Consider the following 14,069-nt stretch of genomic DNA (forward strand, 5'->3'; position numbering starts at 1 on the left):
CGGTAGACTCAGCGGCTGGCTCCCGTTTTTCAGGTTCTGTTATGAGAATAAATTTGATCGCCGCCGCAGCCGGTCTGCTGCTGGCAGCGCTGACGCTGACTGGCTGCGCCCGTCCGCCTGCCACGCCGCCAGCCGCATTAAGCAACCTGTGCGAGCCGGACGTGGCACCGGAAAGCGCCTCCTGCCACTGGACGCGCAGCGTTCAGCATCAGCTTAACCAGCAGTTTCGCGATGCGGCGCACTACGCCGGACAGCAGTGCTGGCTGCGGCTGGAGTGGCAGGCCAGCGGGCGCTTTGCCGTTACCCAGACGCAGGGAGATGAGGCGCTGTGCCTGCGCGCCTGGCAGCTGGTTGGCCAGTCCGCCGCGCTACCGCCGCCGCCCGATCGCACCCAGCCAGCGTGGTTTGGCTTTGCACCGCGTAAGTCATAACGTCGCCTGTCCCTCCAGCGGCCAGAGCCACGCTGCGCCGCGAACGCCGCTGGAATCACCGTGCAGCGCTTTACGCACCGGCGTTTCACACTCGCGGCCAAACACCCAGGGTTGCATCAGGCCGGGCAGCGTCTGGTAAAGACGATCCACATTGCTCATTCCGCCGCCCAGCACAATCACGTCGGGATCGAGCAGATTTACCACCTGCGCCAGCGATTTCGCCAGCCGCTGTTCGTAGCGGCTCATCGCCTGCTCTGCCAGCGGATCCTGCTGCGCAATCAGCTGCATAATCTCCGCACCGCTGAGCGCCTGCCCGCTTAACCGCTGGTAATCGGTGGCAAAACCGGTTCCGGAGACAAAGGTTTCAATACATCCCCGTAAGCCGCAGTAGCACGGTACCTCCTGCTGAAAGCGCTGCTCGTCGGCATCCATCCACGGCAGCGGATTGTGCCCCCACTCGCCGGCGTTGCCATTGACCCCGATACGCGACACGCCGTTCATGGCGATCCCCGCGCCGGATCCGGTGCCGATGATCACCGCAAACACCAGCGGCTGACCGGCGCCGGCGCCGTCGGTGGCTTCAGAGACCGCCAGACAGTTTGCATCATTGGCAATACGCACCTCCCGGCTCAGCGCCTGCGCCAGATCTTTATCCAGCGGCTGTCCGTTCAGCCAGGTGGAGTTGGCATTTTTAACCCGCTGCGCATAGGGCGAAATCGAGCCGGGAATACCGACCCCGACGCTGCCCCGCTCTCCGGTCTGCGCTTCGGCCAGACGAACCAGATCCGCCATCACGCCGACCGTAGCAGCGTAGTCGTTGCGCGGGGTATTCACGCGATGACGGAACAGCTGCGTGCCGTCATCCGATAAAGCAATAACCTCTGTCTTGGTGCCGCCTAAATCGATACCGATACGCACGGGTTATTCCTCATTATTCACATGGGGTGGAGATACAGTAGAGGGGCGATTCGGGAAAGGCAATGAAACCCGGCGCAGGTTTCGCTATCATGCGCGCTCCCTGTTTGAGACTTGTGCGCCCGATCGCACCCACGGTAAGGAATCCCGATGTTGTGGTTTAAAAATATGATGGTTTATCGTCTGAATCGTGACCTTCCGCTGTCCGCAGACGATCTGGAAAAACAGCTTGATGCATTTACGTTCTCACCGTGCGGAAGTCAGGATATGGCCCAGACCGGCTGGGTATCGCCGATGGGTAACCGCGGGGAAGCGCTGGCCCATGAGGTCAACGGACAGATAGTGATCTGCGCCCGTACCGAGCAGAAAATTCTGCCTTCACCGGTCGTGAAGCAGGCGCTGGATGCCAAAATTGAGAAGCTGGAGGCGGAACAGAGCCGCAAGCTGAAGAAAACCGAAAAAGATTCGCTGAAAGATGAAGTGCTGCACAGCCTGCTGCCACGCGCTTTCAGCCGTTTCAGTCAGACCTTTCTGTGGATCGATACGGTCAATAACCTGATCGCTGTTGACTGCGCCAGCGCCAAAAAAGCGGAAGATACGCTGGCGCTGCTGCGCAAAAGTCTCGGCTCGCTGCCGGTCGTGCCGCTGACCATGGAGAAGCCGATTGAGCTGACGCTGACGGAGTGGGTGCGCGGCGGCGACCTGCCCGCAGGCTACGCCCTGATGGATGAGGCGGAGCTGAAAGCGCTGCTGGAAGATGGCGGCGTGATCCGCTGCAAGAAGCAGGATCTGATCTCCGATGAGATCGCCAACCACATTGAAGCGGGCAAAGTGGTGACCAGACTGGCGCTCGACTGGCAGGAGCGAATTCAGTTTGTGATTGCTGATGATGGTTCAGTAAAGCGCCTGAAATTCAGCGATACGCTGCGTGAACAGAATGATGATATTGATCGCGAGGATTTCGCTCTGCGCTTTGACGCTGACTTTACGCTGATGACCGGCGAACTCGCTGCGCTGATCGCCAGCCTGACCGACGCACTCGGCGGCGAAGCACCACGCTAATCAGGCATAAAAAAAGCTGCAGCCTGAAGGTTGCAGCTCTGTCTCTCTTGCGCCGTTTACAGGTAGCGGCAGAGATAGGAGGTAGGCTCAGCTACCTGCAGATGAAACTCACTGTGGCCAGGGACATTAAATGTGCTGCCCGCCTCATACCACTTCCACTCCGCCTCACCTGGCAGCAGCACTTTCAGTGCGCCGCTCACCACCGTCATCTCTTCCGGCTGGCCGGTGCCAAAGGTGTACTCGCCTTCAGCCATAACGCCTACGCTGGCGCGGCCGATGGTCACGCTGTCGAACCCGATCGATTTCACTTTTCCGTCGAAATAATCACTGACATTGAGCATGCTTTTTCCTCGCAGCACATGAAGGTTATCAGCAGATTACAAGGGAAGCCCTCAGGGTGTCACGCAAATAAATCGCTGCTGGCGCAGCGGCAGGAAAATTCAGGAGAGTGCGGAGAATTCACTGGCGTCCCTGCCAGTGCGGCTTATTCTTTTTCCACATCTTCGTAGCGATCTTTCGCATCCTGCGCTTCCTGCTCAGATTCATGCTCGCTGATCAGGGAGTTCTCTTTAGGATGATCGGCACGCAGTTCATACCAGGTAACTTTTTTACCTTCGGGCCCTTTTTCGACGGCCACAACACGGGCTTCACGCGGATAGGGTGGTCTGGATGGCATCGTTTTCCCTCTCTTATCAGTGTTCCACACGGCAGTGGCGATCCGCTGCCTGTTACTGAGTATAGACCAGCATGCATTGATGCCAGTAAAGCGGGAGTTTTCTGATAAAAATCAGCTGGCGCGGGCCAGCGCGAGCGAACGGATGATCTGTTCTGCAACCTGCTCTGGCGGCTGCATGGCATCAACCTGATAGTGGGCCGCCTGCTGATAGAGCGGCGCGCGCAGGCGCAGGATCTCATCCATCTCCTCGGCAATTGGCTGGCCGGTAAGCGTGGGCCGCTGCGCGGTTTCAGGCTGCTGCTGCAGCCGGTTCGCCAGCGCTTCCGCCGGTGCGCTGAGCCAGATCACATGCCCCCGCTCGCGCATAAAGCGGCGGTTCACTTCAGCCAGCACCATCCCGCCGCCGGTGGCTATCACCGCTGCTGGCGTGGTGACGGCGCGCAGCGCCTCGGTTTCGCGCGCGCGGAAGCTCTCCCAGCCTTCGCTGGCAACAATTTCAGCCACGCTGCGCTGCGCGGCCTGCTGCAGGTAGTGGTCGGTATCGCAGAAGGTGTAATTCAGCATGCGCGCCAGCACCTGGCCGATAGTGGTTTTGCCGCATCCGCGTGCGCCGATAAGATAGATGGGTAATGACATCCGGGCTTATTCTCCGCCGTGCTCTGCCGCGCCGGCAGGCGATCAGGTCAATAATGCGTCGCATAATATCCGGATTTTATTTCAGCAGCCAGTTTCAAAGCACAAAATACGCGCACTCTGGCGGCTGCTATAATTAGCTCACTGAATTTACAGCGAAAAACCATGCGCATTTTGTGCATTACCCGGGCGGTGTAAGCGGGCAACATTTGCTTACCACGTCAGTGATTTACTTTCGCGCCCCCTGCCCGCATATAGATAGCCTTAACGCCAACGGAGGTTCACCATGCAAAATCAGGAACAGCAACTCATTGAAAATCTCTTTAGCCGGTTAAAACAGGCCGGTGAGCAGAGTAGCCCGCGCGATGCGGGCGCGGAACAGCTTATCCGTCAGCATCTGCAGAACCAGCCCGACGCGCCCTACTACATGGCTCAGGCGATTCTGATTCAGGAAGCTGCGCTGAAAAAGCTGAATGCCCGCATCACCGAGCTGGAAAATAACCAGGCACAGCAGCAGGCTCCGCAGCAGAGCGGCGGCTTTCTTTCCGGTTTATTTGGCGGCGGTTCGCGTCAGCAGCAACCGCAGCAGCAGCAGCCTGGCTGGAACAGCCCGCCCCCGCAGTATGCGCAGCAGCCAGCCGCACCGGCCCGCGGCACGGGCTTTCTCGGCGGCGCGCTGCAGACGGCCGTGGGCGTGGCAGGTGGCGTGGTGATGGCGGATATGCTCACCAGCCTGTTTCATCACTCGCAGCCGGAGGAGATCGTGAATATTATCAACGAACCGGCGCTGCCGCAGGTGGATGAGAACCTGGATACGTTCAACGGCAACGACAGCAGCAATGCGTTTCTCAGTGACAACAGCAGCTGGAATGACAACAGCTTTGCCGACAACAGCGATCTGAATGATTTTGACAACGGCGGCTTTGATGATGATGACAGCTTTGTCTGATCAGCGCTGACGCAGCCACTTGTCGAGTTCGTTGGCAAACAGCTGGCGGTCACGCGGGCTCAGCGCCGCCGGACCGCCGCTCTGAATGCCGCTGGCGCGCATCGTTTCCATAAAATCGCGCATGGTCAGGCGCTGCCGGATGGTATCAGGCGAGTAACGCTCGCCGCGCGGATTCAGCGCGGCAGCCCCTTTTTCCAGCACTTCTGCCGCCAGCGGAATGTCGCCGGTGATCACCAGCTCGCCGGGCTGCACGCGCTTCACAATTTCATTGTCCGCCACGTCAAAACCGGCCGCGACCTGCAGCGTCTTCAGAAAGGGTGAAGGCGGCACGCGCAGCGGCTGGTTAGCGACAAAGGTCACCGTCACTTTTGTCCGTTCGGCAGCGCGGTAAAGTACCTCTTTAATGACCACCGGACAGGCGTCAGCATCGACCCAGATTGACATAATGGTTTCCCTGTAATGAATCACAGGCGCGATCTTGCCGCGCTGGTCAGGAAAGGCAATCGATATTTTGCCGGCACTTGTTATTCACGAGCGCTGACGTAAGCTAACCCGCAGCGAAATCAATACGATTAAGGAGAGAGCGATGCTGGAGAAAAAAATCGGCTTTATCGGCTGCGGCAATATGGCCCGGGCGATTATCAGCGGCCTGGTCAACAGTGGGCTTATCGCCCCGGCCAATATTCTGGTATGGGACCGCAAAGCGGAAACCAACCAGCAGATGGCGCAGCAGTACGGGATCAGCGCGGCGGAGAGCGCAGAAGCACTGGCGCGCGAGGCGGATATCCTGTTTGGCGCGGTCAAACCTGATGTGATTCTGAAAGTGCTCAGCGATCTGGCGGGCGTGATGAAGAAGGATGCGCTGGTGGTCTCGATTGCCGCAGGCGTGACGCTGGATTCGCTGGCCGGCGTGCTGGGTCACGATCGCAAAATTGTGCGGGTGATGCCCAATACGCCGGCGCTGGTCAATGAGGGCATGACCTCGGTGACACCTAACGTGCTGGTGGAGCCGCAGGAAGTGGACGATATCGTCGCTATTTTTGAAAGTTTCGGGAAAGCCGCCGTGGTCAAAGAGTATCTGATCCACGCGGTTGTGGGCGTCAGCGGCTCTGCTCCGGCATATGTATTTATGTTTATTGAAGCGATGGCCGACGCGGCCGTGCTGGGCGGCATGCCGCGCGCGCAGGCGTATCAGTTTGCCGCGCAGGCGGTGAAAGGTGCTGCGCAGATGGTGATCGAGACGGGCACACATCCTGCTGAGCTAAAAGATCAGGTCTGCTCGCCCGGCGGCACCACGATTGAGGCGGTAAAAGCGCTGGAAGAGAATGGTTTTCGCGCGGCGGTGATGAACGCCATGCAGCGCTGCATGGCGAAGTCAGAGGCGCTGAGCAAAGCGTAATCGCAGCCCTCTTCTGTCGGCGATCCGGTCCTCTTTCCTGAACTGAGGACCGGAATTAAGCCGGGCAGTTACGCGGTGTACTGCTCATAGAGCGCCACGCCCTGCGCCAGCGTCAGCGGCTGCTGCATCTGTTCGATTAGCGCGGCGGTAAGCGTGTACAATCCGGCCGAGCAGACCGCTGCAATTCTCCCCTGCTGGCAGTAGAACGCAATAAACGTCTGGTCATCCAGCGAACCCAGCAGACGATATTCATCCCACTCTTCGGCATGCCCGAGATATTCGTAACGGGTGCCGTAGTGCGCCGTCCAGAAAAAAGGTACGCGGTCGTACTCAATCTGCTTATCCAGCATATTCAGCGCGGCAATCCGCCCCTGCTGGTGAGCCACGCGATAGTGCTCGATGCGCTGTTCGCCATCGGCGGTGGGATAGGTGGCGATATCGCCGGCGACCCAGACGCTATCCGTAACCCGCAGCTGGCGATCGGTCAGGAGGCTGCTATCCTCCTGCAGCGTTAAGTCATGCACAAACCCGGTTGCGGGTCTGACGCCGGTGCCGAGCAGCACCCGCCGCGCGGGCAGCGTTTTGCCTCCTTTCAGGCGTACCGCAGTGACTTCACGCTCTCCCTCCAGCGCCTCCGGCTCACCCTGCTCAAAGATAACGCCGTTGCTGCGGTGCAGCGCATAAAAATGCTCCGCTATCTCTTTGCCAAACTGTTTTACAAACGGCAGACGCTGGCGGGCAACCACGGTGACCTTGACGTCACGACTGCGCAGCGCTCCGGCAACTTCCATACCGATAAAACTGTTGCCGACAATCACCAGCTCCTGCGTTTCATCGACATCGTTCAGCAGCGCCTCAGCCTGATCGCGCGAACGCAGCAGGTGAACGCCGGCCAGATCCCGGCCGGGAATATCCGGCGCCTGCGGTACGCCGCCGGTCGCCACCAGCAGCCGGTCAAACCTCACCTGCTCTCCGCTTTTCAGCGTTAGCGTCTTTGCACGCGCCTGCAGCTGCACCACCTCATCCTGCAGCAGTTCGACCGGCCCCAGCACATCCTGCTCCAGCAGCGCAGGGACATCCTCAATAGCCATTTTGCCCGACGGCACAAACTTGCTGAGCGCGGTACGGTCATACGGGGCCGCGGCCTCCCGCTCGATACGAATAATCTGTCCGCTGAATCCCTCATCGCGCAGCGTCCAGATTGCCGCGGCGCCCGCCGCTCCGCTGCCGAGAATGACATAGACTGGCGCGCTATCTGCCGCAGCGGGTGCGGATGCCTCAGAAAGCGGCTGTTCACTGACCAGCACCTTGCCCTGCTCGATCCGCACCGGATAACGCGTCAGGTTGGCCAGCGCCAGCGGTTCACACATTTTTCCATCCTGCAGCTGAAATACCGCTTTGTGCCACGGGCAGATCAGTTTGCCGTCACAGACGGCCCCTTCCGCCAGCGGCGCGCCGGCGTGCGGGCATTTGGCCTGAAACGCCTGCACCTGATCGCCATCGCGAATCAAAATAATGTCGGTCTCGCCCACGCTGAACGGCGCGGGCTGCTGCTGCGCCAGCGCGTTAAGCTCTGTGATAGATTGATAGCTCACACCTTGCTCCTTTATTATTTTCGGATGCGGGATGACAAACCCCTGCAAAGAGTAAGTGTGGCAAAGCGTGGGAAACTGGCAGGAAAAATAAAGCAAGCGGCAGCTAAGTCATTAATCAGATGCCGCTTTTATCATCAGGCGCTTTTTTTCAGGCAGGTGCTCATAAAGGTTTTGCGCGCATCGCCCGAGAGATCTTTTTCCCCGGCTGCACTGTTGCAGCTTTTCATTTTCAGCTGCTGCGGCGTCATATTGCCGAGCTTGCTCTCTTTTTTCAGGCAGTCGCTCATAAACGTTTTGCGCTCATCGCCTTTCAGATTTTGCGTGGCGGCGAGCTGATTACAGCGCGCCATCTTCTCCTGCTGCGGCGTTTTTTCTGCAGCGCCGGCGCTGCCGACGGTAAACAGCAGCGCAGCGCCAGTCAGAATCAGTAACGAATTTTTCATTGCCGGGATCTCCGTGTAGGGGGGCTTTATCAGTCTGGCACGAAAATCAGTAACACAGCGGCAAATCGCTTACGCGCGCTTACTGGCGAGGGTATTTGAGTAATTTTTCGATGTAATTTCGCAGCAGCACCGCATCAGCGCTCTCAGCAACCGGCGCGGCGGGCGGCATCGCGTTTTTAATCGCGCTGGCGATTTGATGGTGCTGTTCCGCATCCAGCTGGCGCAGCATGGCAGTCAGTACTATCTCCAGCGCCTCGATCTGTACCACCAGATCTTTGGACGCCTCTTCTTTCTCCGCCAGCCTGAGCAGGAGTTCTGCAATCAGATTTTTCATGCAATGAACTCGATAAGGAAAGGAGTGCTGACGTTAGCACTGAGCAGAAGAAAACAACAAGCGCTTTTCCTCACTTTTGTGAATAAATAAGCCTTAAAAAAGCGTAACAATTCAACATCTAATGGCGAAACGTTTTGCTGCAGCAGGCAGCCTGCTGCAGATCCTGCTTTTTTGTCACGGTTTCAGCAAAGACCGCTTTACAGCTGATGCTATTTCCATCAATGTGAGCGCATTACAATTTCAGAGATATCATCATGACTTCTGCGCTCTCCTTAGCGGCTATTCTGGCGCGTCGCGACTGGGAAAATCCGGTTATCACCAGCCTGCACCGTCTCGATACCCATCCGCCCTTTGCCAGCTGGCGCGATGAACAGGCCGCCCGCGAGGATCGCCCGTCGCCTTCCCTGCAGTCGCTGAACGGTGAGTGGCAGTTCAGCTATTTTACCCAGCCTGAAGCGGTGCCGGAGAGCTGGCTGCAGCAGGATCTGCCGGATGCTACGGCGCTTCCGGTACCGGCTAACTGGCAGCTGTACGGTTATGATGCGCCAGTTTATACCAATGTGCAGTACCCTATTCCGGTTAATCCGCCGTTTGTGCCGCAGGCCAACCCTACCGGATGCTATTCGCTCACATTTACTGTTGATGAGCAGTGGCTGCAGCGGGGCCAGACGCGCATTATTTTTGACGGTGTTAATTCGGCCTGCTTTGTGTGGTGTAACGGACACTGGCTTGGCTACTCTCAGGACAGCCGTTTGCCGGCGGAGTTTGACCTTAGCGCCGCGCTGCAGGCAGGCGAAAATCGCCTGGCCGTGATGGTGCTGCGCTGGTGTGACGGCAGCTATCTGGAAGATCAGGATATGTGGCGCATGAGCGGCATTTTCCGCGATGTGACGCTGCTGCATAAACCGGACGTCCGCTTCGCGGATATCCAGCTTGAAACCGTGCTCAGCCCGGAGTATTCGCAGGGTGACTTGCGCGTCAGCGTCAAGCTTGATGCCAGCCAGACCGCGCTGGCAGGCTGCCATATTCGCGTCTCTTTGTGGCTGGGCGATACCTGCATCGGCACGCAGGAGCAGGCGCCCGGCAGCGCCATTATTGATGAGCGCGGACGCTATCCGGAGCGGGCCACGCTGCGGCTGCCGGTGAGTCAGCCACGGCTCTGGAGCGCGGAGACGCCCCACCTTTACCGCGCGGTGGTCACACTGCTGGATGCGCAGCAGCAGGTACTGGAAGCGGAAGCGTATGATGTCGGGTTCCGGCGCGTCAGCATTGAGCAGGGCCAGCTCTGCCTGAATGGCCAGCCGCTGCTGATCCGCGGCGTTAACCGCCATGAACACCATCCGGAACGCGGTCAGGTAGTGGATGAGGCCAGCATGCGCCGCGATATCGTGCTGATGAAGCGGCATAACTTCAATGCGGTGCGCTGCGCCCACTATCCTAACCATCCGCTCTGGTATCGCCTGTGCGATCGCTACGGTCTCTATGTGGTGGATGAGGCAAATATTGAAACGCACGGTATGCAGCCGATGAACCGGCTCTCTGACGATCCGCGCTGGTTTGCCGCCTTCAGCGAGCGGGTTACGCGTATGGTACAGCGCGACCGCAACCACGCCTGCATTATTATCTGGTCGCTGGGCAATGAATCCGGACATGGCAGCACGCATGACGCCCTCTACCGCTGGGTTAAAAGCAGCGACACAACGCGTCCGGTGCAGTATGAGGGAGGCGGCGCAGACAGCAATGCAACCGATATTATCTGCCCGATGTATGCGCGGGTCGATCAGGATCAGCCCTTCCCGGCCGTGCCCAAGTGGTCGCTGAAAAAGTGGATTGGCCTGCCGGGTGAACAGCGCCCGCTGATCCTGTGTGAATATGCGCACGCAATGGGGAACAGCTTTGGCGGCTTTGCCAGATACTGGCAGGCGTTCCGTGAGTTTCCGCGTCTGCAGGGCGGCTTTGTCTGGGACTGGGCCGATCAGAGCCTGACGCGCTACGACAGCAGCGGTAATGCCTGGCAGGCGTACGGCGGCGATTTTGGCGACACCCCTAACGATCGTCAGTTCTGCATGAATGGCCTGGTCTATGCTGATCGATCGCCGCACCCCGCCCTGTTTGAGGCGCAGCGCGCGCAGCAGTTTTTCCGCTTTGACCACGACGCCACGCAGCCGGGCCGCATCACCGTTACCAGTGAATATCTGTTCCGGCACAGCGATAACGAGCAGCTGCGCTGGTGCATTGAGCAGGACGGCGTGCCGGTTGCGACCGGCACGGTGCCGCTCGATATTGCGCCGCAGGGCAGTCAGCAGATTGAGATTGCGCTGCCGTCAGGCCTGCAGGGTGCCGCGTGGCTGAATGTTGCAGTGCATCAGCCGGACGCTACCGCCTGGTCCGACGCTGACGCCCGCGTGGCGTGGGATCAGTGGCAGCTGCCTGCCGCGCTGCCGCTGCGCCTGCCGGCGATTGGCGACAGTGCGCCGCAGCTGCTTATGCAGCCGGAGGAGATTGAAGTGGCGATCGCGCAGCAGCGCTGGCGCTTCTCGCGCCTCAGCGGTGAGCTGACCGCGTGGCTGGTGGGTGAGCAGCAGACCCTGCTGACGCCGCTGCAGCCCTGCTTTGTCCGCGCGCCGATTGACAACGATATCGGCACCAGTGAAGCAGCCAGCGTGGATCCCAACGCCTGGGTCGAGCGCTGGCGGCGCGCCGGCTACGAAGAGCTTGAACCGGTGCTGCTGGCGATGCAGGCCGACAGCCTGGCGCACGGGGTACAGATTGAAAGCTGGCATCAGTGGCGCGTGCAGGAGCAGGTCTGCTTTACCACGCACCAGCGCTACTTTATCAGCGCCCGCGGTGAGGTTACGCTTTCCCTGACGGTGGAGCAGGCCGCCGGATTACCGCCGCCGGCGCGTATCGGCTGGCGCTGCCAGCTGGCGCGCTCGCCGGAGCAGGTCAGCTGGCTGGGTCTGGGTCCTCACGAAAACTATCCGGATCGCCAGCTGGCAGCGCAGTTCTCCCGCTGGCAGCTGCCGCTTGCCGATCTTACCACCGACTATGTTTTCCCCGGTGAGAATGGTTTGCGCTGCGGTACCCGGCAGCTCGACAGCGGCAGCTGGCAAATCAGCGGTGATTTCGCCTTTTCACTCAGTCGCTACAGTCTTGAGCAGCTGCGCGATACGTCACATCGTCATCTGCTGCAACCGGAAACAGGCTGCTGGCTGCATCTTGATGGTTTTCATATGGGAGTTGGCGGCGATGACTCCTGGAGCCCAAGCGTCAGTCCGGAATTCCTGCTGACGCAGCAGCGCTGGCAGATGACGCTGACGCTGCATCAGGACGATCGGCAAATGTGAAAAAATATGACGAAACGTTGCTGACAAGCTTAAGGCGCGCAACTATGTTTAAAAAATAACCAGACGCGCGGCCACGTTTGCGGGCACGCCGTTCAGGTTCTGTTGCTGCCGCCTGCTGGCGGCACGCCGTGTTGTCTCTGCGGAGGTCAGCCATGAGAACCTATCCTGACAGCGCCAGTCGGGCGATTACCGACTACTTCAACACGCCTGCCTGGCACATGCCGCATGAGAGCGATCTGCTGGCGGCTATTATGCGGGAACTGATGGCCGAGGGGCAGCCTGCGACCAGTAAAGCGGTTATTGCGCGGGTCATTGAAAAGCTGGAGTTTGAGGGCGATGAGCAGCGTCTGCAGAGCTACCGGACGCTGCTGGCACAATTACTGGGCAGCGAGCCGGGAGCCTGAGGGATGATTTATTTTGCGACCCGCAGCTGATCGGCTTCGCTGACGACGGCTTTACCGCTCTGACGATGGTAGAGGCAGAGTTCACGTCCGGTGCGGTTTTTCATGTGCTTTTGCGGATAGCGTCCCTGCAGCAGCAGCGCGTCATAACCGGTGCGGTCGTCAAACTGCACCGGCTTACCCACAATTTTCGCCTGCGCCAGCGTACTGGCCAGCAGGCACGCCTGACGGCTCTGCTGCTCATTTTCCTGCCAGGCAGCTTCGCCGGATGCATGCGCCAGCGGGGCCAGCAGCGTTAACAGCAGAAAGCCTGAAAATCTTTTCATCATTACCTCTTGTTGCAGTAGCGCGTTCGCCGGTTAAAAAAATTCCCGCCGCAGCGGGAAGAAACAAGACGAACAGTGCATGTCTGAGATGACGAGGCGATCTCTGTTTGTCAGAGTATCCTCGCCGCCGGGCATGACAACCCGATGACAGTCGCGTGTCCGTCTGATGTCAGCCGCAGTAGACGCGGGTGATATTGCCCTCTTTATCGCCCATGAAATTGAGCCGGTGCAGATTAAAGTCCATGGTGACGGCACCGTTCCAGGGGATCGCGCGTACCGGACCCGCAAATTTCTGGCTGCCGATTGCAGTCAGCGGCTGGCCGACAAAATGCTGATACTGCGATGCGCGGCACTGATCGGTTTCCGGATCCACGCTGGCCTCAGCCTGGGTACTGTTTTTTCCGGCAGACTGACAGGCGCTCAAGGCCATGGCAGCGGTTAGCAACAGGACTTTTCCACAATGCGTCACAACTCTCTCCTTCGAACAGATAACAATGTCGCCTCTGAGAGTAGCAAAGCGCGGCGCCTAAACGAACGCTAACGGCTGAAAAAATGCCCGTTTACACGCCGGAAACGGCTATTTTCTGCGACCAGTTTAGGATTAATCGCACTAAATGACTCACTTTTGCCCAGAAAAAAACTATCATTTCTAAGAATCATCTGAGGAGGCTTACTATGGAACTCATGATTTTTATCGGCTGCGCTATTCTGATGACGTTCGTGGCTGTTCGCGTTCGTTAACGCGCTGGCCGGTGACCGCCAGGCACGCCCGTCGGGTATCTGCCCGCCGTGCCTGGTTTTTATTGTAAAGCTCAGGTGGTACTGAAATCTGAGATCGCGCACCTCGACAGCACTCAGCGCCATTGCTACTATGCCATTCCCCCTGCCCGCTGAGTCGCCTATGGATACTCAATCCGACAAAGTCACCTTAACCCTGTTTTATGCGGGCTGCTTTGTTGTCTATTACCTCGTAACGATGCTGATCACGCTCTTTCCCAACTATAGTGCGTTGCGGAATGATGGCCTGCTGGTGCCGGTACTCTGCCTGTTTGAGTTCGCCGTGATCTATCCGCTCTACCGCTTTTATTGTCAGCGGCGCAGCGATATTCCGCTGGGTGCCCTGCGGCCTCTGCAGACGCTGCTGTTTATTGGTGCCCTGTTTCTGCTGATGGTGGCTCAGACGCAGTTTTTACAGCCGGAGGGCTGGCTGATTGAGCAGAGCCAGCAGGGGCGCAACTCAATGCTGATTTTGCTGCTGACGGCAGTACTGCTGGCGCCGGTATTTGAAGAAGTGCTGTTTCGCGGCTTCCTGCTGCAGGCGTTTCTGCTCTGGGCGCCCCGCAGCCGCTTCGCCTGCATGCTGCTGACGTCGCTGCTGTTTGCGGCGCTACATACGCAATATGTGCACTGGGAAACGCTGGTAGCGCTGACGCTCTTTTCGCTGCTGCTCTGCTATGCGCGCCTGCGCAGTAATAACCTCGCCCTGCCCATTTTCCTGCATACGCTGAATAATCTGATTGCGATCCTGCCCGCCTGGTTCTTTGCCTGATCGGCTTCA

17 protein-coding genes are annotated in these 14,069 nt (G+C 58.8%); 7 read left to right on the forward strand and 10 right to left on the reverse strand.

Annotated features, from left to right (window positions below; genetic code table 11):
* The first annotated feature begins 41 nt into the window (after positions 1–41).
* Positions 42–431, forward strand: coding sequence for a cell envelope integrity TolA C-terminal domain-containing protein (locus tag FS690_RS07165; protein WP_082032647.1), 390 nt, complete (start codon positions 42–44; stop codon positions 429–431).
* Here the strand turns inward: FS690_RS07165 and mak are convergent.
* Positions 426–1,349, reverse strand: coding sequence for a fructokinase (gene mak, locus FS690_RS07170; RefSeq protein WP_145339271.1), 924 nt, complete (start codon positions 1,347–1,349; stop codon positions 426–428). The two genes, FS690_RS07165 and mak, sit on opposite strands and share 6 nt — an antisense overlap.
* A 147-nt stretch (positions 1,350–1,496) precedes the next feature.
* Here mak and rdgC point away from each other — a divergent pair, with 147 nt between their 5' ends.
* Entirely contained in the window at positions 1,497–2,408 is a 912-nt protein-coding gene (gene rdgC, locus FS690_RS07175) for a recombination-associated protein RdgC (RefSeq protein WP_039382945.1), read from the forward strand.
* Positions 2,409–2,464: 56 nt separating this feature from the next.
* On the opposite strand, the gene ppnP is transcribed toward rdgC, so the two are convergent.
* The 3 genes from ppnP to aroL all read right to left on the reverse strand — a co-directional run bounded on the left by ppnP (position 2,465) and on the right by aroL (position 3,720).
* Positions 2,465–2,749 (reverse strand): pyrimidine/purine nucleoside phosphorylase, encoded by a 285-nt coding sequence (ppnP, locus tag FS690_RS07180; protein ID WP_039382944.1) that lies wholly within the window; start codon positions 2,747–2,749, stop codon positions 2,465–2,467.
* A 143-nt stretch (positions 2,750–2,892) separates the two neighbouring features.
* A complete protein-coding gene (locus tag FS690_RS07185; RefSeq protein ID WP_039382943.1) occupies positions 2,893–3,084 on the reverse strand; it encodes a YaiA family protein in 192 nt (63 codons plus the stop codon).
* Between the two features lie 111 nt (positions 3,085–3,195).
* Positions 3,196–3,720: a shikimate kinase AroL gene (aroL, locus tag FS690_RS07190; RefSeq protein ID WP_039382942.1), complete on the reverse strand. Its 525-nt coding sequence runs from the start codon at positions 3,718–3,720 to the stop codon at positions 3,196–3,198.
* A gap of 283 nt (positions 3,721–4,003) precedes the next feature.
* Between aroL and FS690_RS07195 the strand changes: the two genes are divergently transcribed.
* The gene (locus FS690_RS07195) at positions 4,004–4,666 is read left to right on the forward strand and encodes a DUF2076 domain-containing protein (protein ID WP_145339273.1); all 663 of its coding nucleotides are present in this window, start codon (positions 4,004–4,006) and stop codon (positions 4,664–4,666) included.
* On the opposite strand, the gene FS690_RS07200 is transcribed toward FS690_RS07195, so the two are convergent.
* Entirely contained in the window at positions 4,667–5,110 is a 444-nt protein-coding gene (locus tag FS690_RS07200; RefSeq protein WP_039382940.1) for a YaiI/YqxD family protein, read from the reverse strand. It abuts the gene before it with no gap.
* Positions 5,111–5,252: 142 nt separating this feature from the next.
* Between FS690_RS07200 and proC the strand changes: the two genes are divergently transcribed.
* Entirely contained in the window at positions 5,253–6,065 is an 813-nt protein-coding gene (gene proC / locus FS690_RS07205; protein WP_104084623.1) for a pyrroline-5-carboxylate reductase, read from the forward strand.
* Between the two features lie 68 nt (positions 6,066–6,133).
* Here proC and FS690_RS07210 read toward each other — a convergent pair whose 3' ends face one another.
* The 3 genes from FS690_RS07210 to iraP form a co-directional block, all read right to left on the reverse strand.
* Positions 6,134–7,660 carry an FAD-dependent oxidoreductase gene (locus tag FS690_RS07210; RefSeq protein ID WP_108569650.1) on the reverse strand — a complete coding sequence of 509 codons (1,527 nt, stop codon included), beginning with the start codon at positions 7,658–7,660 and terminating at the stop codon, positions 6,134–6,136.
* 134 nt (positions 7,661–7,794) lie between these two features.
* On the reverse strand, positions 7,795–8,103 hold the full coding sequence (locus FS690_RS07215) for a PsiF family protein (RefSeq protein WP_039382937.1): 309 nt from the start codon (positions 8,101–8,103) through the stop codon (positions 7,795–7,797).
* 79 nt (positions 8,104–8,182) lie between these two features.
* A complete protein-coding gene (gene iraP, locus FS690_RS07220; RefSeq protein WP_094112120.1) occupies positions 8,183–8,437 on the reverse strand; it encodes an anti-adapter protein IraP in 255 nt (84 codons plus the stop codon).
* Between the two features lie 254 nt (positions 8,438–8,691).
* Between iraP and FS690_RS07225 the strand changes: the two genes are divergently transcribed.
* Together FS690_RS07225 and FS690_RS07230 are read left to right on the forward strand one after the other, a co-directional pair.
* The gene (locus tag FS690_RS07225) at positions 8,692–11,784 is read left to right on the forward strand and encodes a beta-galactosidase (protein WP_145339275.1); all 3,093 of its coding nucleotides are present in this window, start codon (positions 8,692–8,694) and stop codon (positions 11,782–11,784) included.
* A 152-nt stretch (positions 11,785–11,936) separates the two neighbouring features.
* Positions 11,937–12,188, forward strand: a complete 252-nt coding sequence (locus FS690_RS07230; RefSeq protein WP_145339277.1) for a biofilm development regulator YmgB/AriR family protein — start codon at positions 11,937–11,939, stop codon at positions 12,186–12,188.
* A gap of 8 nt (positions 12,189–12,196) precedes the next feature.
* Here the strand turns inward: FS690_RS07230 and FS690_RS07235 are convergent, their stop codons facing one another.
* Positions 12,197–12,511 (reverse strand): hypothetical protein, encoded by a 315-nt coding sequence (locus FS690_RS07235; RefSeq protein ID WP_039385730.1) that lies wholly within the window; start codon positions 12,509–12,511, stop codon positions 12,197–12,199.
* 169 nt (positions 12,512–12,680) lie between these two features.
* Positions 12,681–12,980 carry an I78 family peptidase inhibitor gene (locus FS690_RS07240; RefSeq protein ID WP_104084619.1) on the reverse strand — a complete coding sequence of 100 codons (300 nt, stop codon included), beginning with the start codon at positions 12,978–12,980 and terminating at the stop codon, positions 12,681–12,683.
* A gap of 432 nt (positions 12,981–13,412) precedes the next feature.
* Here FS690_RS07240 and FS690_RS07245 point away from each other — a divergent pair, with 432 nt between their 5' ends.
* On the forward strand, positions 13,413–14,060 hold the full coding sequence (locus tag FS690_RS07245; RefSeq protein ID WP_039382931.1) for a CPBP family intramembrane glutamic endopeptidase: 648 nt from the start codon (positions 13,413–13,415) through the stop codon (positions 14,058–14,060).
* Positions 14,061–14,069: the final 9 nt, after the last annotated feature.

Source organism: Pantoea sp. PSNIH1 (assembly GCF_007680655.1).
GTDB lineage: Bacteria > Pseudomonadota > Gammaproteobacteria > Enterobacterales > Enterobacteriaceae > Pantoea > Pantoea eucrina.